The organism is Streptomyces endocoffeicus (assembly GCF_016741935.1).
GTDB classification, from domain to species: Bacteria; Actinomycetota; Actinomycetes; order Streptomycetales; family Streptomycetaceae; genus Streptomyces; species Streptomyces endocoffeicus.
The window spans coordinates 79,376-101,813 of sequence record NZ_JAERRG010000026.1 but is presented as its reverse complement, the minus strand read 5'-3'; the positions used below and the strand labels follow the sequence as shown (position 1 = coordinate 101,813).

Genomic DNA, 22,438 nt, shown 5'->3' with positions numbered 1-22,438 from the left:
TGCCAAAGTGGCCTTCATGGATGCCACCGATGACAGCAGCACCACCCGAGTGGGACTGATCGGCTACGGCCTGGCCGGATCCGTCTTCCACGCCCCCTTGATCGCGGCCACCGAGGGGCTGGTCCTCGACACCATCGTCACCTCCAGCCCGGAGCGGCAGCGGCAGGCGCGCGCCGAGTTCCCCGACGTCCGGCTCGTGGACTCCGCCGATGAGCTGTGGGCCCGCGCGGATGAGCTGGACCTGATCGTCATCGCCTCCCCCAACCGCACCCATGTCCCGCTCGCCCGCGCCGCCCTCGAGGCCGGGCTGCCGACCGTCGTGGACAAGCCGCTGGCCGCGACCGCCGCCGAGGCCGAGGAGCTGGCCGCGCTCGCCGAGGCCCGCGGGCTGCTGCTGACCGTCTTCCAGAACCGCCGCTGGGACAACGACTTCCGCACCCTCCGCAAGCTGCTCGCCGAGGGCGCGCTGGGCGAGGTGCAGCGCTTCGAGTCCCGCTTCGAGCGGTGGCGGCCGCAGCTCAAGGGCGGCTGGCGGGAGTCCGGCGACCCGGCCGAGGTCGGCGGGCTGCTGTACGACCTGGGCAGCCATCTGGTCGACCAGGCGCTCACCCTCTTCGGCCCGGTCGAGTCCGTCTACGCCGAGGTCGATGTGCGCCGTCCCGGAGCGCGGACCGACGACGACACCTTCATCGCCCTCACCCACACCAGTGGGGTCCGCTCCCATCTGTGGATGAGCGCGACCACCGCCCAGCTCGGCCCGCGCTTCCGGGTGCTGGGCAGCGAATCGGGCTATGTGAAGTACGGTCTCGACCCGCAGGAGGCCGCCCTGCGCGAGGGGCTGCGCCCCGGCGACCCGTCCGTCGCATGGGGCGCCGAACCGGAGGGCGACTGGGGCCGGCTGGGCGCGGGGGAATCCCCGACGACCGGCGGCGGCGTCCCGGTGGAGACCCTCCGGGGCGACTACCCCGCGTACTACGCCGCCGTCGCCGCCGCCCTCCGCGACGGCACCCCGCCGCCGGTCACCGCCGCCGAGGCCGCGGCCACCCTGCATGTGCTGGAGGCGGCCCGGGTGGCGGCCGCGGAGCGCCGTACCGTCCGGATCGAGGTCCCCGCATGAGCGAGCACACCGACGCGATATCCCGCGTGGCGGAGCTGGAGGAGCAGGAGCGCCGGCTGCGGCTGCCCCGCTTCGACAACGACGACGCCTGGCGGCTCGGCTGCCTCATCGCCGATCTGGCCCAGGAGCGCGGCGCCGCCGTGACGATCGGCATCCAGCGGGCCGGTCAGCGCCTCTTCCACCGCGCCCTGCCGGGCACCTCCCCCGACAACGACGCCTGGCTGGAGCGCAAGTGCCGGGTCGTGGAGCGCTACGGGGCGAGCTCGTTCCTGGTCGGCACCCGGTTCCGCGCCAAGGGCAGCAGCTTCGAGGAGTCCTCGCGCCTCGACCCCGACCGGTACGCGGCGCACGGGGGCGCCTTCCCGATCCATGTGACGGGCACGGGCGTCATCGGCGCGGTCGCGGTCTCGGGGCTGCCGCAGGCCGAGGACCACGCGCTGGTGGTGGAGGCGCTGGGGCGCTTTCTGTCGACGACCCGGGCCTGAGCTGACCCGGGCCTGAGTCGGGGGAGGGGCGGCCCCGGCGGGACCGCCCCTCCCCCGTTCAAGCCGGGTCATCCGGTCAAGCGGGGTCATCCGGTCAACCCGGGTCATCCGGCCCCGCGTCAGGCGTCCTTGAACTCCTGGCGCTGGCGGCCCAGCCCCTCGATCTCGAGCTCGACGACATCGCCCGCGCGCAGGTACGGCTTGGGCTCGGGGCGGCCCATGGCCACGCCCGCCGGGGTGCCGGTGTTGATGACATCGCCGGGGTAGAGGGTCATGAACTGGCTGAGGTAGCGGACCACCTGGGCCACGCCGAAGATCTGGTCCGCCGTGTTGCCGTTCTGCTGGAGCTCGCCGTTGACCCAGAGGCGCAGGCCCAGGGCCTGCGGGTCGGGGACCTCGTCGGCGGTGACCAGCCAGGGGCCCAGGGGGTTGAACGTCTCGCAGTTCTTGCCCTTGTCCCACTGGCCGCCGCGCTCGATCTGGAAGGCGCGCTCGGAGACGTCGTGGGCCACCGCATAGCCCGCGACCGCGGCGAGGGCGGCCTCGTCGGAGTCGAGGTAGCGGGCGGTGCGGCCAATGACGATGGCGAGCTCGACCTCCCAGTCGGTCTTCACGCTGCCGCGCGGGACGAGGACCGTGTCATCGGGGCCGACGACCGTGTCCGGGGCCTTCATGAAGACGATGGGCTCTTCGGGGATGCTCGCGCCGGTCTCGGTGGCGTGGTCATGGTAGTTCAGCCCGATGCACACGATCTTGCCGATACGGCCGAGCGGCGGGCCGATCCGCACCCCGCCGTCCTCGATCGCGGGCAACGCGTCGTCCCCCTCGGCGGCCGCCGCCGCGCGCACCCGCGCGAGGGCGGCCTCATCGGCGAGGAGGGCGCCGTCGATGTCCGGGACCAGGGCGGACAGATCGCGCAGGGTGCCGTTCTGATCGAGCAGCGCGGGGCGTTCCGCGCCCGCCGGTCCGACTCGCAGCAGTTTCATCCCAAGACTCCCGAGGTCACAGGCCGGTGCGAGGCGCCAACCGGCCGATTGATCCTCCCTTCAGGGGCGTCCAGCCCGCAAGACCTCGTTCACGGACTGGGACATCGGTCTCAAGCGTGACCGCGCCTAAAAGGGTGACATCGGTCTCAAGGGTGGCCGCGGCCGGTGTCGTCGTCAGCGGTGCAGCAGGGCCCGCTCCACCGCCGTCCAGGTCGCGCTGGTCGCCAGGTAGAGCGCCGCCGCCAGCGGGACCACGGCGGCGGTGACGAGAGTGCCGAACGACAGCAGCGGCAGCGCCCGGGCCACCCCGGGCGCCCCGAGGACGGTCGCCTTACGGGCGCGGAGATACGTCCAGGTGGCCACGGCCGCGATCAGCGCGAAGAGCCCGAGGTAGACCAGCCCCGGCCCACCGCTGAGCACCCCGCCCCAGTGGGCGCCGAGCGGGGCCCCGGCGAGCGTGTGGTCGAGGAGGTCTCCGGCGCCGCTGCCGGTCGAGAACACGTGGTACATGACGAAGAAGACCGGAAGCTGGGCGAGCGTCGGCAGACACCCCGCCAGCGGTGACGCGCCCTCCTTCGTCTGGAGCTCCGCCATGGCGCGCCGCATCCGCTCGGGGTCGTCCCGGTGCTTGCGGCCCAGCTCGGTGATCTTCGGCGCGAGCGCGGCCCGCGCCTTCTCGCCGCGCACCGCGGCCCGTGCGAGGGGATGCAGCGCGGCGCGGACGCACAGCGTGAACAGGACGATGGCGGCCGCCGCCGCGGACGCGCCGAAGAGCGGATCGAGGCCGTCCGCCATGGTGGTCAACAGGGAGCCGAGGGAAGAGAAAAGGGACATGGGAGCCCTCCGCGGGTCTCGTCGTGCCGGAGTGAGGAAGACATCGGCGTGACGAGCCGCGTGGCGCGGCGGTACGGATCCTGGAGCTTCCGGGGTTCCACCCCGGACCCCGCTCCTCAATCTCCCCCAGCTACCGCTGGGAGGTGCCCCCTGGAGAGGCTGAAAGCGGTGCGCCTACGCGGCCGTCGGCAGGCGACGGCCCGGCGCTCGGGGCCTCGGGCGTCCGGCGGCATCGGGATCCCGCTGTGGCAGGAACGCCGTACGGCGCTCCCGGTCCCGTATCGCGGTGCGAATCCGCCCGGCGGGGACGGGCATGCGGCCGCGGGAGGCGAGGATCGCGCACAGGGCCAGCGCGGCGGCGACGGCCGTCGTGGTCGCGACGGTGGCGGCGAGGGCGACGGCGCTGACCACCCCGCTCTGCGCCAGCAGAACCCCGGTCAGCAGGAACAGACAGACGCCCAGATGCGTCCGCAAGCGTTCGAGTCGTCGCGACACCGTCACGTCCCCCCTCTCCCGGCCGGTCTCCCCTCCTGGCTCCGCCAGTCTAAGCAGATCGGCGGAAGTCGGCTCCGGTTCGGCAGCGCCCCCGAAGCGGCGCGGGGCTGTGCCGATATGCGGCTCCGCCTTCCAGCCCCTCCGGCGCTTGAGGAGCGGGGTCTGGGGCGGAGCCCCAGTTGAGGGAAGGGGCGGGGAGGGGAACAGCCCGCCGCAGGCGTCACAGGTCCCGGGGGGCGGCGGTCCGTAGCCGGGCCCAGACCACCAGGCGGTAGCGGGAGGTGAATTCGGGGGTGCAGGTCGTCAGCGTGAGGTAGTAGCCCGGCTCGGTGTAGCGGTAGCGGGGGTGGGCGGAGCTGTACGGCACCCGCGCGATCACCGTGCCGTCGGCGGGCGAGGTGCGCGGCAGGGTGCGCTCGATCACATACGTATAGCGGGCGTCGGCGGTGTCGATGCGCACCGTGTCGCCGGGGCGCACCTCGTCCAGTTGCCGGAAGGGCTCGCCGTGGGTGTTGCGGTGGCCCGCGAGGGCGACGTTGCCCGCCTGGCCCGGCTGGGCGGTGCGCGGATAGTGGCCCACATAGCCCTTGTTGAGCACCGCCGCGCGGCCGATGCCCTCGGCGATGGGCACCGTAAGGCCGATACGCGGGATCCTGAGCACCGCGTACGCCTGGTCCCGCCGCGGCCCTTGGCCCCCGGTGCCGCCCCCGGCCGACCGGTCACGGTCACGGTCGCGGTCGTCCCCCTGAGCCGGATCGGAGGATTCCGTCGCGCCCGGCGACGGCGTCGCGGACTCCGCCGCCCCGTCCTGCCACTGCCGCTCCAGCACCGACACCTCGTGTCGTGCGCCCGCCCTCGCCTGCCGGTTGGTCCACCACAGCTGGTGGACGACGAAGAGCAGCACCACGACCCCGAGGGTGACGGCGAGCTCACCGGCCGTCCACAGTCCCCGGGCGAGCACGGCACGCCCTCCACGACGTCGCACGCGCGCACCATAGGCCAGGCCGCGCACACCTTCCAGAGCCGCGACGCGGCAATCCGCCCGGCGCCACGGGCCAACCGCCCACCGCCCGCGCGCCACGGACCAACCGCCTACGGGCCAACCCCCCACCGCCCGAGCGCTATGCGCCCATCGCCCGCGAGACCGTATAGATCACCAGCCCGGCCAGAGCACCCACCACCGTGCCGTTGATCCGGATGAACTGCAGGTCCCGGCCGATGTGCGCCTCGATCTTCCGCGAGGTGTGGTCCGCGTCCCAGCTCGCCACCGTCTCGGTGATCAGCGAGGTGATCTCGTCCCGATACGTCGTCACCACATAGACGGCGGCGTCCTCCAGCCAGCCGTCGATCTTGTCCCGCAGCCGTTGGTCCGTCACCATCCGCCTGCCCAGCGAGAGAATCGCCGCCCGCGCCCGCTGCCGCAGCTCGCTGCGCTCGTCCTCCGCCGCCGCGACGATCATCGCCCGCACCGAGGCCCAGGCCGAGGCGATGATGTCCTGGACGTCGCCGCGCCCCAGCACCTCGCTCTTCACCCGCTCCACCCGCAGCCGGGTGTCGGTGTCGGACTGCAGGTCCCCGGCGAAGTCGGTGAGGAAGCGGTCCAGGGCGCCGCGCGCCGGATGGTCGGGCATGTCCCGCATCTCGGTCACGAAACGCAGCAGTTCCTTGTAGACGCGCTCGCCGACCTTGCGGTCCACGAACCGGGGCGTCCAGCCGGGGGCGCCGCCGGTCACGGCCAGCATCACCGAGTCGTTGTGCTCCACCAGCCAGTCGTGGGCGCGCAGGCACACCAGGTCCACGGCGCGGCGGTGGCCGCCGTCCGCGACCACCCGCTCCAGCAGCTTGCCGAGGCCCGGCGCGATCTCCTGGCTGTCGGCCCGGCGGGTGATCGCCTCGCCCACCACCGCCTGCACATCGGAGTCGCGCAGCACCGTGAGCGCGCCGCGCAGCGCGGTGGCCAGCTCGGCGGTCACCCGGTCGGCGTGCTCGGGCTCGGCGAGCCAGGTGCCGAGCCGGCTGCCGATGCCGACCGCGCGCAGCCGCATCCGTACGACGTCGCCGGAGAGGAAGTTCTCCCCGACGAACTCCCCGAGGCTGGCCCCGAGCTGGTCCTTCTTGGTGGGGATGATCGCCGTATGGGGAATCGGCAGCCCCATGGGCCGCCGGAAGAGCGCGGTGACCGCGAACCAGTCGGCCAGGGCGCCCACCATGCCCGCCTCGGCGGCCGCGGCCACATAGCCGGGCCAGCCGCCGATGCCGGAGGACCGCGCCCAGGTGGCGAGCACGTACAGCAGTGCGACGCCGAGCAGCAGTCCGGTGGCGAACGCCTTCATCCGGCGCACCCCGCGCCGCCGCTCCATGTCGAGGGGGCTGTCCGTGACGAAGGGCACAGCCGCGCCCCGAGACGGCGCGGCCGCCGTCTCACCAGTCGTTCTTCGCTCCATACGCTCCACCCGGTCGACCCGTCTCCCCATGCATTGTCTCTTTCCGGTCTCAGTCGCCCATGTGTGGAACGAACGGTGAGTTCCCGTCGTCTGTCTGGGGGAGCGACCCAGCACATTGGGGGCAGGCCGACAGGCGGAGCCGGGTCCCACCATGGGATCATGGGAGACCGACCGGACCGCATCGGCATTGCCGGATACCACCCGCCGTCCCCGTCCACTTCCGGAGCCTCGGGCTCCGTCTGCCCGAGGAGACAACCCGCCCATGAGCATGCCCCCAATGCCCAGACGCACGGGGTATGCCGTGCTCGCTGCGCTGGCGGCTGTGGTGATCCTCGTCTCCACCGCGATATTCATCGGGCTCGGTGGCGACAAGGGCGGTTCGGGCCCCCGCGCGCAGGGGGCCCGCGGCTCGGCCGCCCCGGCCTCGGCCGGTGCCTGGGTGGGCACCTGGTCGACCTCGGCCGCGGCCGCCGAGCCGAGGACGCTGCGCGGCGGCCTCTCGGGCATGTCGATACGGAACGTGGTGCACACCAGCATCGGCGGCACCAGCACCCGCATCCAGCTCTCGAACTTCTACAGCAACCGTCCGCTGACGATCACGCATGCCTCGGTGGCACTGGCCGCCGCGCCCAGCAACCCCACCGCGGCCGCCGGCACCATGCGCCGTCTCACCTTCAACAACCGCACCTGGGTGACGATCCCGCCCGGTAAGGCCGCCACCAGCGACCCCGTGCGGCTCGCCGTCCCGGACGCGGCCGATCTGCTGGTCACCACCTACACCCCGCAGGCGGCCGGGTCCGTGACCTACCATCCGCACGCCCGCCAGACGTCGTACATGGCGCGTGGCGACCGTACGGAGGACACGGCGGGCGCCGCCTACACCCAGCAGAGCCCGTACTGGCGCTATCTGACCGGTGTGGACGTGTGGTCCAAGCAGGCCGAGGGCGCGGTCGCGGTGCTGGGCGACTCGATCACCGACGGCATCACCTCCACCGCCGGGGCCAACCACCGGTGGACCGACTTCCTCTCCGAGCGGCTGCGCAGCGAGCCCGGGGCGCCCCGCTTCGGCGTGCTCAACCAGGGCATCAGCGGCAACCGCGTGCTGAGCGACGGCACACAGTTCCCGCCCAACAACCCCAGCGGGCTGTCCCGCTTCGACCGCGACGTGCTGTCCCGTACGGGCGTCAAGGCCGTGATCATCGAGCTGGGCGTCAACGACATACTCCGCATCCCCCACCAGACCGACCCCAACCGGATCGTGTGGGGCCTGAAGCGGCTGACCGAGCAGGCCCACGCCCGGGGCCTGCGAGTCATCGGAGCCACCCTGACGCCCTTCTACGGACACCGCGGCTACACCCCCCGGCTGGACGCCGTGCGCGAGCAGGTCAACGCGCAGATCCGCGCCGGGCGGGTCTTCGACGAGGTCGTGGACTTCGACAAGGCGCTGCGCGACCCGGTCAGCCCGCTGCGGCTGCGCCCGATGTTCGACTCGGGCGACCATCTGCACCCCAGCGACGACGGCTACCGCGCGATGGCGCGGGCGCTGGACCTGGACCACCTGCGGGGCCGCACGGCGGCCGAGCTCTAGCGGACCCGGGGGATCTTTCCCCTCTCCGCCCCTGGACCCCGGAGTCCGGGGCGAAGCCCCGCCTTCCAGCCCCTCCGGCGTTTGAGGAGCGGGGTCTGGGGCGGAGCCCCAGTTGAGGGAAGGGGCGGGGAGGGGAACAGCCCGCCGCAGGCGCCACGGCCCGTCGCCCCCTAATCCTCGCGGCGCTCCTTCTCCAAGGACAGCCGCCGCTCCTTGCGCTCATCGCGCCGCGCGCCCCGCAGCTCCTCCCGGTGCTCGGCCCTCAGCCGGCGGCGCTCCTCCTTCATGCGCCGGTGCTCCTCCTTGCGGAGCTTGCGCTCGACGCTGACCCCGCCGAAGATCGCGAGGCCGGTGACGGTCACCCGGGGTCCGGTGGGATCCCCGTCGGCGGATCCGGTGTGGTCGAAGCCACCCATGAGACCGATGCCGCTGACATGCGTCTCCAGGTCCGGCGGGACGATGATCTCCACCCCGCCCATGAGGGCGAAGCAGCGGATCACCACATCGCGGTCCTCGAACCGGGCCTCGCGCAGATCGATCTCACCGCCGCCCATGACGGTGAGGGCGGTGAACGCACGGGGGACGGTCCACGTCCCCTTGCGCTGGAAGCCGCCCATGATCGCCACGGCCCACTTCGAGGTCGGGGTGCCGCCGATCCGCTCGGCCCAGCCGGTGGGATCGGCGGGGGACGGCGGGGCCGGAGCGGCGCCGCCGGGCACCGGGAGGTCCCGTACCAGCGGCTCCAGCTCGCCGTGGGTGCGCGCCGCGTAGGCCGCGCCCAGCCGCTCATCGAACTCCTCCATGTCCAGGCGGCCTTCGGCGACCGCCTCACGGAGGACCTCGGCGATCCGCTCACGCTCGGCGTCCGATGCCCGCATCCCGGCCGGGTCCGGGAGGTCGGGGCTCGCCCCCTGGGAAGAACCAGCGCTCGTCATACGGACAGACTAATGGCGGGCACCGGCCCTGGCCCCTCTCACACACCGTGCCCTCGTCGTTCTCGCACACCGTGCCCTCGTCGTTCTCGCACACCGCGTCCTTGCCCACTACATGGTCCGCCCCACCCGGTCCTCCGCCCCGTGCAGCATCCTCGCGATGACGTCCTCGATCTCGGGCTCGCGCACCGAGAGGTCCACCAGCGGACAGCCGTCGGCGACCGCCGCGACGATCGGCGCCGCGCTGCTGGTCGCCGGGAAGGCCAGCCACTGCCGGGGCCCCTCGACCCGCACCGTCCGGGCCCCGGGGACCTCGATGGGCGGCAGCTCCCGCTCCAGGTCGACCACGAGGGTGCGTTCGCTCTCCCCCACCGCGTGCAGCTCGTCCAGCCCGCCGTCGTAGACCAGCCGCCCGTGGTCGATGACCATCACCCGCTTGCACAGCAGCTCGATATCGGTCAGATCGTGGGTGGTGAGCAGCACCGTCGTGCCCTGCTCCGCGTTCACATCGCGCAGGAACTCCCGCACCTTCGCCTTGCTCACCACATCGAGCCCGATGGTCGGCTCGTCGAGGTAGAGCACCTCGGGGTCGTGCAGCAGGGCGGCCGCGATGTCGCCGCGCATCCGCTGGCCGAGCGAGAGCTGACGCACCGGCACGTCCAACAGCGCGCCGAGGTTGAGCAGTTCCACACAGCGGTCCAGGTTGTGGCGGTAGCGGTCGTCGGGGATCCGGTACATCCGCCGCACCAGCGCGTACGAATCGCGCAGCGGCAGGTCCCACCACAGGGTGGTGCGCTGCCCGAAGACCACCCCGATCCGGCGCGCGAGCCTCGTCCGCTCCCTGGAGGGGTCGATTCCGGCGACCCTGAGCCGTCCGCCGCTGGGCACCAGGATCCCGGTCAGCATCTTGATGGTGGTGGACTTCCCGGCGCCGTTCGGGCCGATGTAGCCCACCATCTCGCCGCGCGGCACCCGGAAGCTGATGCCGTCCACGGCGCGCACCTCACGGCGCTCGCGGCGCATCAGCCCCACCTTGCGCCGCACCTGGAAGACCTTCTCGACGCCGTCGAGCTCGATCAGATCGTCCACGGCACTCCCCACGGCACTCCCCGAGCCATTCCCCACGACCATTCCCCTCAGCTCCCCGTGCTCTGATACGCCCGCAGCCCCGCCCGCCAGGCCAGCCCCGCCACCGCACAGCAGCCGCCCGCGACCAGCGGCGCCGCGAAACCGATCCAGGCCGGGAGCCCCAGCGGATCGGGGCGGCCCAGGATGTACAGCGCCGGGAGCCAGTTGACGAAGGCCAGCGGGATGACGAAGGTGACGCCCCGCAGCAGCTCCTTGCCGAAGACCGTCGGCGGGTACTCCAGCAGGGTGGTCCCACCGAAGGTGAAGGCACTCTGCACCTCGGAGGCGTCCTTGGCCCAGAACTGGAAGGCGCCGCCGAGCACGAACAGCGCCCCGAAGATGGCGCCCCCGCTCAGCAGCATCACCGGCATCAGCAGCGCCCGGTCCACCGTCCAGTCGATGTCCAGCCGGGCCAGCGACCAGCCGAGCACCACCGCCCCCTGGGTGATCCGGCCCAGCCGGCGCAGCGCGAAGCGGTCGGCGGCCACCTGGGCGAGTATCGGCACCGGCCGCACCAGCAGGGTGTCCATCGTGCCGTCGCGCACCCGCTGGCCCAGCCGGCCCATGGTGCCCAGCACGAGATCGGCGAGGCCGAAGGCGACGCTGGTGGTGCCGTAGAGGAAGGCGACCTCGTCCAGGGTGAAGCCGCCCAGCTCCCCGATGTGGGTGAACATCAGGGTGATCGTGACGAAGTCCAGCCCGGTCGCGAGGAAGTTCCCCAACGTCATGATCAGGAACGAGGTGCGGTACGCCATCGTGGAGCGCACCCACATCCCGACGATCAGGCCGTAGGCCCGCAGCCCGTTGGACACGGCGGACTCAGCCACCCTGGACCACCACCTTCCGGGTCGCCACCGACTGCAGCGCCCGCCCGGCCGCCAGCAGCGCCACCGCCCACCCCGCCTGGAAGGCGAACGCCCCCAGCAGCCCCGGCCCCCGGCGCTCCTCCAGGAAGACGTCCGCGGGCACCTGGAGCATCGCCGCCCACGGCAGCGCGCGGGCGATCTCGCCCAGCTGCCCGGGGAAGACGTTGAGCGGCAGGATCATCCCGGAGAAGAACAGGCACAGCAGCCCGCTCAGCATGGACAGCCCCGTCCCGTCGAGCAGCCAGAAGGAGGCGAGCGACACCAGATAGCGCACCGCGAAGCCGACGCACACCGCGAGCACCACGGCGAGCAGGAACCACAGCCAGGTCAAGGGCGAGGCGGGCAGCCGGAGTTCGAACACCAGCGCCCCGACGGCCATCGGCACCACACCGCGCCCCAGCAGCTGGAACAGCGCCCGGCCGAGCTCGGTGGCCAGCCACCACATCTGGAGGTCGACCGGGCGGTAGAGGTCCACGGCGATGTCCCCGGAGCGGATGCGCTCCTGGAGCTCCTCCTGGAAGCCGCCGCCCATCAGCGCCACGGCCGCCAGCAGCGCCTGGCCGAGCCAGACGAAGGTCAGCGCCTGGGCGAGGTCGTAACCGCCGAGGTGCGGCCGCTCGTCCCACAGCGCGGTATAGGTATAGGCGAGGATGAAGCCGAAAACCGTGTTGGTGAAGACCCCGGCCACCGTGGCGACCCGATACGTCGCGTAGCGTTTGAAGCCGCTGACCGCGACGGCCGCGTACAGCCGCATCCGCTCCTGCCTCCCTCCCCGACCGCATCGCCCGACCGGCCCGCCCGACCGGCCCGACCGCCACCGCCCCGAACGGCGCCAAAATCCGGAGCCTAGTGGGGTGACGGGAGAGACGGCGAGGCATTATTCACCGGATGGTGTGAGCGGAATCATCCATTCGACCGGTCACAGACCAGTCACAGGTGCGCGCCTCGTCCTCGGCCCGGAACGGATGATGCGACAGTGTTTTATCGGGCGTACGACGCGAATCGCCCGACCGTGCACGATCCTGCCGCCGCACAACCCTCGACGGCGGCCGAGGAGTCTCAGGAGACATGAGCGACGAGCCCCAGTTGATCGATGGCGGCGCGGCCGGAACGGGTGACCGGCCCGGCACCGACGATGGCAACCACGACACGCCGCACCGTGCGGACGGCCTGACGGTGACGGCGGGCAAACCGGCCAAGGGCAGAAAGGGGCGTCCCCAGCGCACCGGATGGCGCCGTCTGCTGCCCACCTGGCGCATGGTCCTCGGGGGCTTCCTGCTGATCGTCCTGCTGGTCGCGGGCGGGCTCGTCACCGGCTATCTGCTCGTCGACATCCCCCCGGCCAACAAGGCCGCCATCGCCCAGAGCAATGTCTTCCTCTACTCCGACGGCTCCCAGCTGGCCCGCGAGGGCACGGTCAACCGGGAGAGCGTGCAGCTCAGCCAGGTGCCCAAGCGGATCCAGCACGCGGTGCTGGCCGCCGAGGACCGGGACTTCTACGCGGAGTCGGCCATCGACCCCCAGGCGATGATCCGGGCCGCCTGGAACACCGCCACCGGCAAGGGCAAGCAGTCCGGCTCCACCATCACCCAGCAGTATGTGAAGAACTACTACCTGGACCAGGAGCAGACGGTCTCCCGCAAGGCCAAGGAGTTCTTCATCGCAATCAAGCTGGACCGCGAGGTGAGCAAGGACAAGATCCTCGAGGGCTACCTCAACACCAGCTACTTCGGGCGCAACGCCTACGGCATCCAGGCCGCCGCCCAGGCGTACTACGGCAAGGACATCGGCGAGCTCGACACCGCCCAGGGCGCGTATCTCGCCACCCTGCTGAACGCCCCCAGCTCCTACGACATCGTCGCCCATCCGCAGAACAAGGGCCGGGCCGTGGCCCGCTGGAACTACGTGCTCGACGGCATGGTGAAGAAGCACTGGCTGACCAGGGCCGAGCGGCAGAAGATGACCTTCCCCGGCCCCTCCGAGGCCAAGGCCCCCTCCGGCATGTCCGGCCAGCGCGGCTATCTCATCGAGGCCGTCGAGGACTACCTCACCAGCAACGGGATCATCGACGAGCAGACCCTGGCGCGCGGCGGCTACCGCATCACCACCACGATCGACAAGGACAAGCAGGACGCCTTCACGGAGGCCGTGCGCGACCGGCTGATGAGCAAGCTCGGCAAGGACCGCAAGGTCGACTCCTACGTCCGCGCGGGCGGCGCCTCGATCGATCCGAAGACCGGGAAGGTGGTCGCCCTCTACGGCGGGATCGACTACACCAAGCAGTTCGTCAACAACGCGACCCGCCGTGACTACCAGGTGGGGTCCACCTTCAAGCCATTCGTGTTCACCTCGGCGGTGCGCTACGGGGCCACCACCCAGGACGGCCAGACGATCACCCCGGACACCCTCTACAACGGCGACAACAAGCGCGAGGTCATCGGCTCCGACGGGCCCACCGGCTACTCCCCCGCCAACGAGGACGACGTGGACTACGGCGACATCGACGTCACCACGGCCACCGACAACTCGGTGAACTCGGTGTACGCGCAGATGGCCGAGGACGTCGGCCCCGCCAAGGTCAAGCAGACCGCCATCGACCTGGGCGTCCCCAAGAGCACCCCCGATCTGCACGCCTCCCCCTCGATCGCGCTCGGCCCCGCCACCGCGAGCGTGCTGGACATGACCGAGGCGTACGCGACCCTCGCCAACCACGGTGAGCACGGCCGGTACAGCCTGGTCGAGGAGGTCACCAAGGACGGGGCGCGGATCAAGCTCCCGGCGCGGGAAAGCCGCCAGGCCATCCCGCGCAGCGCCGCCGACACCACCACCTCGATACTGCAGAGCGTGGTCGACGGCGGCACCGGCACCGCCGCCCAGGCCGCCGAGCGCCCGGCGGCGGGCAAGACCGGCACCGCGGAGGAGGACAAGGCCGCCTGGTTCGCGGGCTACACCCCGGATCTGGCGACCGTGGTCGCGGTGATGGGCCAGGACTCCAATACGGGCGTGCAGAAGTCGCTGTACGGGGCGACGGGCCTGGAGCGGATCAACGGCGGCGGCTACCCCGCCGAGATCTGGGCGCAATACACGGCGGGGGCGCTGGAGGGCAAGGAACCGGCCGAGTTCGATCTGCGGCTGGAGGACGGCACGGACACCCCCGACGGCTCCGAGACCCAGCAGCCTCCTGGCTCCCTGCCGCCGGTGGTCACCTCTCCCCCGACCGGCGCGCCGCCGGACACCTCGGTCCCCACGGCGCCGACCTACACCCCGCCGACCCTGCCCACGACGCCCCCGACGATCCCCACCCCGCCGACGGACTTCCCCACCGGCGGCCCGACCACCGAGCCCGGCCCAGGCGGCCCCGGCGACCCGGGAGGACCGGGCGACCCCGGCGACCCAGGAGGCCCGGTAGGCGGCTGAGGGGGCGCCCCACGGGGGCGCCCCACGGGGGCGCCCCTGAGGGGCGCGGGGAACTGCGCGACCAGCCACGACGGCGCCGCGGACGATCGATCGATATGCGGCTCCGCCGCGTGGCAAGGGCTCCGCCCCCGGACCCCGGGGCCTGGGTCGGAGCCCCAGTTGTGGGAAGGGGCGGGCAGGGGAACAGCGCGCCGCGGGCGTCAAGACCCGGCGGGCACCCCGGGCCGTCCTACAGGTAAAGCCCCGTGGAGTCCTCCGCGCCCTCCAGCCGCTCCGCGGCCACCGCGTGCAGATCGCGCTCCCGCATCAGTACGTAGGCGACCCCGCGGACCTCGACCTCGGCCCGGTCCTCCGGGTCGTAGAGCACCCGGTCACCGGGCTCCACGGTCCGTACGTTCTGCCCGACCGCGACCACCTCGGCCCAGGCCAGCCGCCGGCCGACCGCCGCGGTGGCGGGGATGACGATTCCGCCGGACGACCGGCGCTCGCCCTCCGGAATGTCGGTGCGGACCAGCACGCGGTCGTGCAGCATCCGGATGGGCAGCTTGTCATGGGTCGTGTTCGCACTCACGCCATGACCGTACCTGGCCGGAGGGCGGGATGACGCCTCAGGGCCGGAGCCCGCCGCCGAGCCCGCCGGCCTCCCTCACCGCCGCCCTTCCCTCACCGGCGCCGCTTGGCGCACCACGAGGAGCGGGACGCCTTGGCGGACCGGGAGGACCTGGCCGAGAGCGCGAGCAGACCGACCAGCCCGGCCACGAGAAGCGCGGCCGGCACGATCCGCTCCATGCGGGGCGCGCCCTCCTCGGACACCAGCTGGCCGCGTACGCCCGTCACCACTCGGTTGACGGACACATAGGCCCGCCCGGCGGTCCGGTCCACGGCCGACGCCGCCTTCGCCTTCGCGTCCCCGATGATCGTCTTCGGGTGCACCCGCACCCCGATCTCGTCGAGCGTCACGGCGAGCTCCTGCCGCCTGCGGGCGATGTCCGCCTCGATCTGCGCAGGGGTCCTGGCATCCGACACCGCGCTGCCTCCGTCAATCTCGATGATTCAGTCTCGATGCTTCGTAGTGGACAGTCTGTCAGCTCGATCTCCGCACCGCCCCACGGCACCCCCGGACGGGAAGCTGGCTAATGTCGGGTGTGTACCCCCGATGCCACGAGGAGCACCAGACCATGAGCGAGCGACTGCAGCCCGGCGACACCGCCCCCGCCTTCACCCTCCCCGACGCGGACGGCAAGCAGGTCTCGCTCGCCGAGCACGCCGGCCGCAAGGTGATCGTCTATTTCTACCCCGCGGCCCTCACTCCCGGTTGCACCAAGCAGGCGTGCGACTTCACCGACAACCTCGAGTTCCTCTCCGGTCACGGCTACGACGTCATCGGCATCTCCCCCGACAAGCCGGAGAAGCTGGCCAAGTTCCGCGCCCAGGAGGACCTGAAGGTCACCCTGCTCGCCGACCCCTCCAAGGAGACCCTGGAGGCGTACGGCGCCTTCGGCGAGAAGAAGCTCTACGGCAAGACGGTGACGGGCGTGATCCGCTCCACCGTCATCGTGGACGAGCAGGGCAAGGTCGAGCGCGCCCTGTACAACGTGAAGGCCACCGGTCACGTAGCCAAGATCATCAAAGACCTGGGCCTCTGACCCCCGCTCTCCTGAAGCGGACGGATCCGGTTCGGAGGTGACCGCTTCCGTCGCATGGTCGTGACCAGCCGCCAACCAAAGCGCGTCGCCCACGGGGAACCCTGCCCCAAGGGATCGGGGTGCAGCCCACGGCGTGTTCGAGGAACCGGCCCCAGGGCGTCGGCTCGGCACGGACGATCGAATTCCGCCTGCGAGGTCCCGCATCCGGGAGTGCGGGACCTCGGGCTTGTCGTGCGCAACCGCGTAACCGCGTAACCGCTGGCCGAGTGATTCGTTACTCAGTGCGATGGTGCGACACGCAGTCGCATAGGGGAGGAAAGCGTGCCAGTCAGCCCGTATACGCGAGATCGCCTTGCCGAAGTCGCAGCAGCCTCGACGACGCTCTCGGAGGCCTTGGCCAAACTCGGGGTCGCTCCCGAAAGCGCGACCCGCCGCTATGTCCACGGGCGCATGAAGAGAATGGACATCGACACGTCGCACTTCGAACGAGAGGGCGGCCGCTGGACAAGAGAGATCCTCGAACCCGCCGTGGCTGCGTCGACAAGCGTGTACGACGTGTTGCGGTACCTCGGCATCGAATTGGTGGGTGGCCATCACACCAACATCAGCCGTCGGATCAAGGCATACGGCATCGATACGTCGCACTTTGTCCCGCAGCGCCGCACCGACGCGATGAAAGACAACCGTCGACGCCGCAGTCCGGAAGAGTTGCTGGTGGAGATGGCCCCGGCTCATGCGCGCCGCGTGCCCAGCGAGCGACTGAAGCGGGCGATGCTGACGCTCGGCGTGAGCGAGCGCTGCGTGCTGTGCGGAACCGGACCACGCTGGCGTGGCGGCCGACTGCCGCTTGAGGTGGACCACATCGATGGCGACTGGCGCAACAACCGCCCCACCAACCTGCGCCTCCTGTGCCCGAACTGCCACTCGGCGACGGACAGCTACCGCGGGCGTGGCAAGCGGCGGCGGCCTCGCGCCACCCATGTCGGCGCGGCTCTATGAGCCATCGTGTCCACTACACGCGGGAACTCCTGGCCGAGGCCGCCGAGCGCTGCTCCGACATGAACCAAGTCATCGTCTTCTTCGGCACTCGGCCCTACGGTCGCCTGCGTTGTTACCTTTACCAGCGTTTCGATCACTTCGACATCGACATCTCCCACTTCGCGCCTCTCGGACGCCGCGGTACCAAGATGCGTCCGGCTGGGGAGGAACTTCGCTGTGCCGTCGCCGAATCCACATCCATAGCGGGCGCCTTGCGGCAGCTCAACCGGCCGGACAACACACGCTCACGCGCCCTGTTCCGCCTCTGGACGGCCGAGGAAGGCATCGACACCGCACACTTCCTGGGGCAAGCACACCAACGCGGAAAGCCCGGCACAACGCCCCGGAAGACGCCCGAGCAGATCCTGGTCAAGCACAGCGGCCAGCGGCGCACGAGGACAGTGCTGCTGCGGCGAGCCCTCAGGGACATCGGCGTGCCCGAGCGGTGCGTGGAATGCGGGACAGGACCCCTCTGGCACGGGCGGCCGATGACGTTGGAGGTGGATCACAACAACGGCGACTGGAGCGACGATCGGCCCGAGAACCTCCGACTGCTCTGTCCCAACTGCCACGCGGCCACGAATACCTGGTGCCGGGGCGGCCGTCGCGCAGCGTCGATGCGAAGTGACCGTTCAGATGTCGGCCCGCTACCATGGTGGGAAGCGAGCGGCGGTGGCGCAACGGCGACGCAGCAGACTTAGGATCTGTGGCCCGTGACAGGGCTTGAGGGTTCGAATCCCTTCCGCCGCACTGCATACGGCCTGCGATTCATGACTCGAATCGCAGGCCGTTATACGTTGCCGCAGCGCGGCACCTACCCCAGCAGTTCGCGCACCACCGGGGCGATGGCGCGGAACGCCTTGCCGCGGTGGCTGATGGCGTTCTTCTCGTCGGGGGTCAGTTCGGCGCAGGTGCGGGTCTCGCCGTGGGGCTGGAGGATCGGGTCGTAGCCGAACCCCCCGCCGCCCACGGGCTCGTGGCGGAGGGTGCCGGTGAGCCGGCCGGAGACCACGCGTTCGGTGCCGTCGGGGAGCGCGAGGGCGGCGGCGCATTCGAAGTGGGCGCCGCGGTGTTCGTCGGGGACGTCGGTGAGCTGGGCCAGCAGCAGATCGAGGTTGGCGCGGTCGTCGCCGTGCCGGCCCGACCAGCGGGCCGAGAGGATGCCGGGGGCGCCGCCGAGGACGTCCACGCACAGCCCGGAGTCGTCGGCGATGGCGGGGTGGCCGGTGGCTTGGGCCAGGGAGTGGGCCTTGAGGAGGGCGTTCTCCGCGAAGGTCACGCCGGTCTCCTTGACGTCCGGGACCTCCGGATAGGCGTCGGCGCCGACGAGTTCGACATCGAGGCCGGTCTCGCCCAGGATCGAGCGCAGCTCGGTGATCTTGTAGGCGTTGCGGGTCGCGAGGATGAGACGGCGGGGGTGCGGAGGGTGTCCGTCAGTGCGTTGCTGCATAGCTCTCGATTATCGAGGGTGGGTGACTCGTGCCGATCGGGGGCGGTCAGGGCGAATCGGGCCGGGGGAGGTCAGGGCGAGCAGACCTTGGTCAGCTCGCCCGCCGCGTCCTTGACCGGGGTCAGATCGGGGTCCTTGCCGCTGTCGACGGACTTCTGGACGTTGTCCACGGCCTTCTGGAGGTCGTCGATGGCCTTGCCGACGTCCGCGTTGTCGGTGCGGTCGCCCATCTTGTCGATGTCCTTGTCGAGGGCGTCGAGGATCTTGTCGGCCTGCTGCGGGTCGAGGGCGGCGCCGGCCAGGGCGTCCTGGAGGTTGTCCACGTCGTTGGATATCTCGAGCGCGAGCTGGGCGCAGTCCAGGGCCTTCTCCACCGCGCCGCAGCCGACGGTGACCGGCACGGCGAGCGCGACGGCGGCGAGGGCGGTGACGGCGGTGGTACGGCGGTGACGGTGGCGCGGCGCCATGGAATGGGTCCTTCCCCGGGAAAGGTGGTGGTACCTGACTAAACGCCAGGCGCCGCGCGACGGTTGCCTGGTGCCGCCGTCAGTTCCCCTCGGCCAGTGCCGCGCGCTGGATTCCGGACAGGGTGTCACAGCCCGCCACGGCGAGGTCCAGCAGCCCGTTCAGCTCCTCGCGGGCGAAGGGCTCGCCCTCGGCGGTGCCCTGCACCTCGACGAAGCGTCCGTCACCGGTACAGACCACGTTCATGTCGGTCTCGGCGCGCACGTCCTCCTCGTAGCAGAGGTCGAGCAGCGGGACGCCGCCGACGATGCCGACGCTGACGGCGGAGACGGTGCCGGTCAGCGGCTGCCGGGTGGCCTTGATCAGCTTCTTCCCCCGGGCCCAGCCGATGGCGTCGGCCAGGGCCACATAGGCGCCGGTGATGGCGGCGGTGCGGGTGCCGCCGTCGGCCTGGAGGACATCGCAGTCCAGGACGATGGTGTTCTCACCGAGCGCCTTGTAGTCGATGACGGCGCGCAGTGAGCGGCCGATGAGCCGGGAGATCTCATGCGTACGGCCGCCGATCTTGCCGCGGACGGACTCGCGGTCGCCCCGGGTGTTGGTGGAGCGCGGCAGCATCGCGTACTCCGCGGTGACCCAGCCCTCGCCGCTGCCCTTTCGCCAGCGCGGCACGCCCTCGGTGACGCTCGCGGTGCACAGGACCCGCGTATCGCCGAAGGAGACGAGGACCGAGCCCTCGGCATGCTTGCTCCAACCGCGCTCGATGGTCACGGGGCGGAGCTGGTCGGGGGTGCGGCCGTCGATACGAGACATGGGATGAGCCTATCGGCATCGCGAAGGGCCCCGGTCCGCGTTCGCGGCGGGGCCGTGTCCGGAGGACGGCGCGACGGGCTCAGCGGCTCACATCAGGTCTTCGATCTCGGCGGCGACGGGGTCCGCGTCGGTGCCGATGACCACCTGGATCGCGCTGCCCATCTTCACCACGCCGTGGGCGCCCGCGGCCTTCAGCAGCGCCTCGTCGACCAGGGAGACGTCCTTGACCTCGGTACGGAGTCGGGTGATGCAGCCCTCGACCTCGACGATGTTGTCGATGCCGCCGAGACCCTCGACGATCTTCTCAGCCTTGCTGGCCATGTTCGCTCCCTGTCGTCCGTTCACCATGGTCGTCCGTTCACCATGCGGCAAGTGGTCTACACCATTATGTAGGCGAAGACGTTACACGTCACTTGGAACGATAGATTCCTTCATCGGATCCCTCCGTGCTACAACAGGTCTACACCACATGTGGTTTAGACCATAAAGCGGGCCGTCCCTTCCCCCGAGAGCCCGCCTCACCAGGAGGAATCCGATGAGTACGGCCACCGCCAATGCGGCGCCCGCCCAGAAGCGGGGTGCCGGCCTGTTCCAGGGACTCCAGAAGGTCGGCCGCAGCCTTCAGCTGCCGATCGCGGTCCTGCCCGCCGCCGGAATCATGGTCCGGCTCGGACAGCCCGATGTGTTCGGCGCCGACGGACTGGGCTGGGACAAGGTCGCCGCCGTGTTCAGCAACGCCGGTGGCGCGCTGACCGGCGCCCTTCCGCTGCTGTTCTGCGTCGGCGTGGCCATCGGGTTCGCCAAGAAGTCGGACGGCTCCACCGCGCTGGCCGCCGTGGTCGGGTTCCTGGTCTACAGCAAGGTGCTGGAGGCGTTCCCGGTCGCGGACGCGGTGATCCAGAAGGGCGAGGACATACCGGCCAAGTTCAACGACCCCGGGGTGCTCGGCGGCATCATCATGGGGCTGCTCACCGCGGTGCTGTGGCAGCGGTTCCACCGCACCCGGCTGGTGGACTGGCTCGGCTTCTTCAACGGCCGCCGGCTGGTGCCGATCATCATGGCCTTCACCGGTATCGCGGTGGGCGTCTTCTTCGGCCTGGTCTGGGAGCCCATCGGCGACGGCATCAGCAACTTCGGCGAGTGGATGACCGGGCTCGGCTCCGCGGGATCGGCCCTCTTCGGCGCCGTCAACCGCGCCCTGATCCCGATCGGCATGCACCAGTTCGTGAACACCGTGGCCTGGTTCCAGCTCGGCGACTTCACCAACGCGGCCGGTGAGACCGTGCACGGCGACCTCAGCCGCTTCCTGGCCGGTGACCCGAGCGCGGGCATGTTCATGTCCGGCTTCTTCCCGATCATGATGTTCGGCCTGCCGGCCGCCGCCCTGGCCATGGCGCACACCGCCCGCCCCGAGCGCCGCAAGGCCGTGCTCGGCATGATGATCTCGCTGGCGCTGACCTCGTTCGTCACGGGCGTGACCGAGCCGATCGAGTTCTCGTTCATGTTCATCGCCCCGCTGCTCTATGTGATCCACGCGGTGCTGACCGCCCTCTCGATGGCGATCACCTGGGCCCTGGGCGTGCACGCGGGCTTCAACTTCTCCGCGGGGTTCATCGACTACGCGCTGAACTGGAGCCATGCCACCAAACCACTGCTGATCATCCCGGTGGGGCTGGTCTTCGCGGTGGTCTACTACGTGGTCTTCCGCTTCGCGATCACCAAGTTCGACCTGCCCACCCCGGGCCGTGAGCCCGAGGAAGAGGTCGAGGACCTCACCAAGGCGTAGCACGCCGGCCCGGCGCAGACCGTCGGCCCGGCGCAGAACGCCGGCCCGCGCCCCGCGCGAAGGCCCCGGAACCGAGCCGGTTCCGGGGCCTTCGCGCGTACGGGGACCGTGGGCCTAGACCTCGTAGACCGCGCCCGCCTTGGCCAGCTCCACCGGGCCGCCGAAGACCGCCTGGGCGTCGCGCTGGTTGATCTGGGGGTCCGTCCACGGCGGCACATGGGTGAGCACCAGGGCCCCGACCCCCGCCCGCAGCGCGTGCTCGCCCGCCTCGCGGCCGTTGAGGTGCAGCCCCGGGATGTCCTCCTTGCCGTGCGTGAAGGCCGCCTCGCACAGGAAGAGGTCGCCGCCCCGGGCCAGGTCCACCAGGGCCTCACAGGGGCCCGTGTCGCCCGAGTAGACCAGCGAGCGGCCGTCGCACTCGATCCGGAAGCCGTACGCCTCCACCGGATGGCAGACGCGCTCGGCGCGGATGGTGAAGGGGCCGATCTGGAAGCTGCCGGGCGTGAGCGTGCGGAAGTCGAAGACCTCGCGCATCGACTTGTCGTCGGGCACGTCGTCGTACGCCTGGACCAGCCGCCGCTCGGTGTCCTCGGGGCCGTAGACGGGGATCGCCTCGGCGCGGCCACCGTCGTGCCGGTAGTAGCGCGCGACGAAGTATCCGCACATGTCGATGAAGTGATCGGGGTGGAGATGGGACAGCAGCACAGCGTCGAGGTCGTAAAGACCGCAGTGGCGCTGCAACTCGCCAAGGGCGCCATTGCCCATGTCGAGGAGCAGCCGGAAGCCGTCGGCCTCGATGAGGTAGCTCGAGCAGGCCGATTCCGCGGACGGGAACGACCCTGAGCATCCGACGACGGTGAGCTTCATGAAGCAGGAACCTCCTTGAGGGGTCCCCATGCCGAGGGCCATGGGCAGGTGCGGGGGGTCATGCGGTGCCCACGAGCGTAA

Annotated in this window: 24 protein-coding genes and 1 tRNA gene; 9 read left to right on the top strand and 16 right to left on the bottom strand. The window is 71.0% G+C overall.

Features of this window, described 5'->3' with window-relative positions:
- Positions 1 to 16 precede the first annotated feature (16 nt).
- Positions 17 to 1,117, top strand: a complete 1,101-nt coding sequence (locus JK364_RS42020) for a Gfo/Idh/MocA family protein (RefSeq protein WP_201856700.1) — start codon at positions 17 to 19, stop codon at positions 1,115 to 1,117.
- Positions 1,114 to 1,602, top strand: coding sequence for a heme-degrading domain-containing protein (locus tag JK364_RS42015; protein ID WP_201856699.1), 489 nt, complete (start codon positions 1,114 to 1,116; stop codon positions 1,600 to 1,602). Before JK364_RS42020 ends, JK364_RS42015 begins: the two co-directional genes overlap by 4 nt.
- A gap of 119 nt (positions 1,603 to 1,721) precedes the next feature.
- Here the strand turns inward: JK364_RS42015 and JK364_RS42010 are convergent, their stop codons facing one another.
- From JK364_RS42010 to JK364_RS41990, 5 genes are all read right to left on the bottom strand, one after another.
- Entirely contained in the window at positions 1,722 to 2,588 is an 867-nt protein-coding gene (locus JK364_RS42010; RefSeq protein WP_138915436.1) for a fumarylacetoacetate hydrolase family protein, read from the bottom strand.
- 174 nt (positions 2,589 to 2,762) lie between these two features.
- A complete protein-coding gene (locus tag JK364_RS42005) occupies positions 2,763 to 3,422 on the bottom strand; it encodes a YidC/Oxa1 family membrane protein insertase (protein WP_201856698.1) in 660 nt (219 codons plus the stop codon).
- A 174-nt stretch (positions 3,423 to 3,596) separates the two neighbouring features.
- Positions 3,597 to 3,917, bottom strand: coding sequence for a DUF6412 domain-containing protein (locus JK364_RS42000; protein ID WP_201856756.1), 321 nt, complete (start codon positions 3,915 to 3,917; stop codon positions 3,597 to 3,599).
- Between the two features lie 220 nt (positions 3,918 to 4,137).
- Positions 4,138 to 4,902 carry a class E sortase gene (locus JK364_RS41995; protein ID WP_201856697.1) on the bottom strand — a complete coding sequence of 255 codons (765 nt, stop codon included), beginning with the start codon at positions 4,900 to 4,902 and terminating at the stop codon, positions 4,138 to 4,140.
- A gap of 136 nt (positions 4,903 to 5,038) precedes the next feature.
- On the bottom strand, positions 5,039 to 6,391 hold the full coding sequence (locus JK364_RS41990; protein ID WP_201856696.1) for a DUF445 domain-containing protein: 1,353 nt from the start codon (positions 6,389 to 6,391) through the stop codon (positions 5,039 to 5,041).
- A gap of 247 nt (positions 6,392 to 6,638) precedes the next feature.
- Here JK364_RS41990 and JK364_RS41985 point away from each other — a divergent pair, with 247 nt between their 5' ends.
- Positions 6,639 to 7,949: an SGNH/GDSL hydrolase family protein gene (locus JK364_RS41985; protein WP_201856695.1), complete on the top strand. Its 1,311-nt coding sequence runs from the start codon at positions 6,639 to 6,641 to the stop codon at positions 7,947 to 7,949.
- Between the two features lie 170 nt (positions 7,950 to 8,119).
- Here the strand turns inward: JK364_RS41985 and JK364_RS41980 are convergent, their stop codons facing one another.
- The 4 genes from JK364_RS41980 to JK364_RS41965 form a co-directional block, all read right to left on the bottom strand.
- Positions 8,120 to 8,884, bottom strand: a complete 765-nt coding sequence (locus JK364_RS41980) for a DUF1707 SHOCT-like domain-containing protein (protein WP_230993302.1) — start codon at positions 8,882 to 8,884, stop codon at positions 8,120 to 8,122.
- Positions 8,885 to 8,992: 108 nt separating this feature from the next.
- On the bottom strand, positions 8,993 to 10,012 hold the full coding sequence (locus JK364_RS41975) for an ABC transporter ATP-binding protein (RefSeq protein ID WP_201856694.1): 1,020 nt from the start codon (positions 10,010 to 10,012) through the stop codon (positions 8,993 to 8,995).
- 5 nt (positions 10,013 to 10,017) lie between these two features.
- Positions 10,018 to 10,782 (bottom strand): ABC transporter permease, encoded by a 765-nt coding sequence (locus JK364_RS41970; protein WP_230993317.1) that lies wholly within the window; start codon positions 10,780 to 10,782, stop codon positions 10,018 to 10,020.
- Between the two features lie 46 nt (positions 10,783 to 10,828).
- Positions 10,829 to 11,629 (bottom strand): ABC transporter permease, encoded by an 801-nt coding sequence (locus JK364_RS41965; protein WP_201856690.1) that lies wholly within the window; start codon positions 11,627 to 11,629, stop codon positions 10,829 to 10,831.
- 314 nt (positions 11,630 to 11,943) lie between these two features.
- On the opposite strand from JK364_RS41965, the gene JK364_RS41960 reads away from it, so the two are divergent.
- The gene (locus JK364_RS41960) at positions 11,944 to 14,292 is read left to right on the top strand and encodes a transglycosylase domain-containing protein (RefSeq protein ID WP_201856688.1); all 2,349 of its coding nucleotides are present in this window, start codon (positions 11,944 to 11,946) and stop codon (positions 14,290 to 14,292) included.
- A gap of 229 nt (positions 14,293 to 14,521) precedes the next feature.
- Here the strand turns inward: JK364_RS41960 and JK364_RS41955 are convergent, their stop codons facing one another.
- Positions 14,522 to 14,824, bottom strand: coding sequence for a GroES family chaperonin (locus tag JK364_RS41955; protein WP_051886695.1), 303 nt, complete (start codon positions 14,822 to 14,824; stop codon positions 14,522 to 14,524).
- A gap of 131 nt (positions 14,825 to 14,955) precedes the next feature.
- A complete protein-coding gene (locus JK364_RS41950; RefSeq protein ID WP_201856686.1) occupies positions 14,956 to 15,318 on the bottom strand; it encodes a DUF3618 domain-containing protein in 363 nt (120 codons plus the stop codon).
- Positions 15,319 to 15,470: 152 nt separating this feature from the next.
- On the opposite strand from JK364_RS41950, the gene bcp reads away from it, so the two are divergent.
- The 4 genes from bcp to JK364_RS41930 all read left to right on the top strand — a co-directional run bounded on the left by bcp (position 15,471) and on the right by JK364_RS41930 (position 17,726).
- Positions 15,471 to 15,938, top strand: a complete 468-nt coding sequence (bcp, locus tag JK364_RS41945; protein WP_037962151.1) for a thioredoxin-dependent thiol peroxidase — start codon at positions 15,471 to 15,473, stop codon at positions 15,936 to 15,938.
- Between the two features lie 321 nt (positions 15,939 to 16,259).
- Complete coding sequence (locus JK364_RS41940) at positions 16,260 to 16,937, top strand: HNH endonuclease signature motif containing protein (RefSeq protein WP_201856685.1); 678 nt, start codon at positions 16,260 to 16,262, stop codon at positions 16,935 to 16,937.
- Positions 16,934 to 17,677, top strand: coding sequence for an HNH endonuclease signature motif containing protein (locus JK364_RS41935; protein WP_201856684.1), 744 nt, complete (start codon positions 16,934 to 16,936; stop codon positions 17,675 to 17,677). Before JK364_RS41940 ends, JK364_RS41935 begins: the two co-directional genes overlap by 4 nt.
- A tRNA-Leu gene (locus JK364_RS41930) sits at positions 17,643 to 17,726 on the top strand. The genes JK364_RS41935 and JK364_RS41930 overlap by 35 nt, the downstream gene beginning before the upstream one ends.
- 64 nt (positions 17,727 to 17,790) lie before the next feature.
- Here the strand turns inward: JK364_RS41930 and rdgB are convergent.
- The 4 genes from rdgB to JK364_RS41910 all read right to left on the bottom strand — a co-directional run bounded on the left by rdgB (position 17,791) and on the right by JK364_RS41910 (position 20,025).
- The gene (gene rdgB, locus JK364_RS41925; RefSeq protein ID WP_201856683.1) at positions 17,791 to 18,426 is read right to left on the bottom strand and encodes an RdgB/HAM1 family non-canonical purine NTP pyrophosphatase; all 636 of its coding nucleotides are present in this window, start codon (positions 18,424 to 18,426) and stop codon (positions 17,791 to 17,793) included.
- Between the two features lie 71 nt (positions 18,427 to 18,497).
- Entirely contained in the window at positions 18,498 to 18,893 is a 396-nt protein-coding gene (locus tag JK364_RS41920) for a hypothetical protein (protein WP_201856682.1), read from the bottom strand.
- A 79-nt stretch (positions 18,894 to 18,972) separates the two neighbouring features.
- Positions 18,973 to 19,704: a ribonuclease PH gene (gene rph / locus JK364_RS41915; protein WP_201856681.1), complete on the bottom strand. Its 732-nt coding sequence runs from the start codon at positions 19,702 to 19,704 to the stop codon at positions 18,973 to 18,975.
- Between the two features lie 87 nt (positions 19,705 to 19,791).
- Positions 19,792 to 20,025, bottom strand: coding sequence for a PTS sugar transporter subunit IIB (locus JK364_RS41910; protein WP_069863737.1), 234 nt, complete (start codon positions 20,023 to 20,025; stop codon positions 19,792 to 19,794).
- Positions 20,026 to 20,239: 214 nt separating this feature from the next.
- Between JK364_RS41910 and JK364_RS41905 the strand changes: the two genes are divergently transcribed.
- Entirely contained in the window at positions 20,240 to 21,490 is a 1,251-nt protein-coding gene (locus tag JK364_RS41905) for a PTS transporter subunit EIIC (protein ID WP_201856679.1), read from the top strand.
- Positions 21,491 to 21,604: 114 nt separating this feature from the next.
- On the opposite strand, the gene JK364_RS41900 is transcribed toward JK364_RS41905, so the two are convergent.
- The gene (locus tag JK364_RS41900; RefSeq protein WP_201856677.1) at positions 21,605 to 22,357 is read right to left on the bottom strand and encodes an MBL fold metallo-hydrolase; all 753 of its coding nucleotides are present in this window, start codon (positions 22,355 to 22,357) and stop codon (positions 21,605 to 21,607) included.
- Between the last annotated feature and the right edge of the window lie 81 nt (positions 22,358 to 22,438).

Bases quoted from the DNA above. Each gene is read 5' to 3' on its own strand.
- JK364_RS42020 (WP_201856700.1), top strand. From the start codon at position 17: ATGGATGCCACCGATGACAGCAGCACCACCCGAGTGGGACTGATCGGC.
- JK364_RS42015 (WP_201856699.1), top strand. From the start codon at position 1,114: ATGAGCGAGCACACCGACGCGATATCCCGCGTGGCGGAGCTGGAGGAG.
- JK364_RS42010 (WP_138915436.1), bottom strand. From the start codon at position 2,588: ATGAAACTGCTGCGAGTCGGACCGGCGGGCGCGGAACGCCCCGCGCTG.
- JK364_RS42005 (WP_201856698.1), bottom strand. From the start codon at position 3,422: ATGTCCCTTTTCTCTTCCCTCGGCTCCCTGTTGACCACCATGGCGGAC.
- JK364_RS41990 (WP_201856696.1), bottom strand. From the start codon at position 6,391: ATGGGGAGACGGGTCGACCGGGTGGAGCGTATGGAGCGAAGAACGACT.
- JK364_RS41985 (WP_201856695.1), top strand. From the start codon at position 6,639: ATGCCCAGACGCACGGGGTATGCCGTGCTCGCTGCGCTGGCGGCTGTG.
- JK364_RS41980 (WP_230993302.1), bottom strand. From the start codon at position 8,884: ATGACGAGCGCTGGTTCTTCCCAGGGGGCGAGCCCCGACCTCCCGGAC.
- JK364_RS41975 (WP_201856694.1), bottom strand. From the start codon at position 10,012: ATGGTCGTGGGGAATGGCTCGGGGAGTGCCGTGGGGAGTGCCGTGGAC.
- JK364_RS41970 (WP_230993317.1), bottom strand. From the start codon at position 10,782: ATGTGGGTGCGCTCCACGATGGCGTACCGCACCTCGTTCCTGATCATG.
- JK364_RS41965 (WP_201856690.1), bottom strand. From the start codon at position 11,629: ATGCGGCTGTACGCGGCCGTCGCGGTCAGCGGCTTCAAACGCTACGCG.
- JK364_RS41960 (WP_201856688.1), top strand. From the start codon at position 11,944: ATGAGCGACGAGCCCCAGTTGATCGATGGCGGCGCGGCCGGAACGGGT.
- JK364_RS41955 (WP_051886695.1), bottom strand. From the start codon at position 14,824: ATGCTGCACGACCGCGTGCTGGTCCGCACCGACATTCCGGAGGGCGAG.
- bcp (WP_037962151.1), top strand. From the start codon at position 15,471: ATGAGCGAGCGACTGCAGCCCGGCGACACCGCCCCCGCCTTCACCCTC.
- JK364_RS41935 (WP_201856684.1), top strand. From the start codon at position 16,934: ATGAGCCATCGTGTCCACTACACGCGGGAACTCCTGGCCGAGGCCGCC.
- rdgB (WP_201856683.1), bottom strand. From the start codon at position 18,426: ATGCAGCAACGCACTGACGGACACCCTCCGCACCCCCGCCGTCTCATC.
- JK364_RS41920 (WP_201856682.1), bottom strand. From the start codon at position 18,893: ATGGCGCCGCGCCACCGTCACCGCCGTACCACCGCCGTCACCGCCCTC.
- rph (WP_201856681.1), bottom strand. From the start codon at position 19,704: ATGTCTCGTATCGACGGCCGCACCCCCGACCAGCTCCGCCCCGTGACC.
- JK364_RS41910 (WP_069863737.1), bottom strand. From the start codon at position 20,025: ATGGCCAGCAAGGCTGAGAAGATCGTCGAGGGTCTCGGCGGCATCGAC.
- JK364_RS41905 (WP_201856679.1), top strand. From the start codon at position 20,240: ATGAGTACGGCCACCGCCAATGCGGCGCCCGCCCAGAAGCGGGGTGCC.
- JK364_RS41900 (WP_201856677.1), bottom strand. From the start codon at position 22,357: ATGAAGCTCACCGTCGTCGGATGCTCAGGGTCGTTCCCGTCCGCGGAA.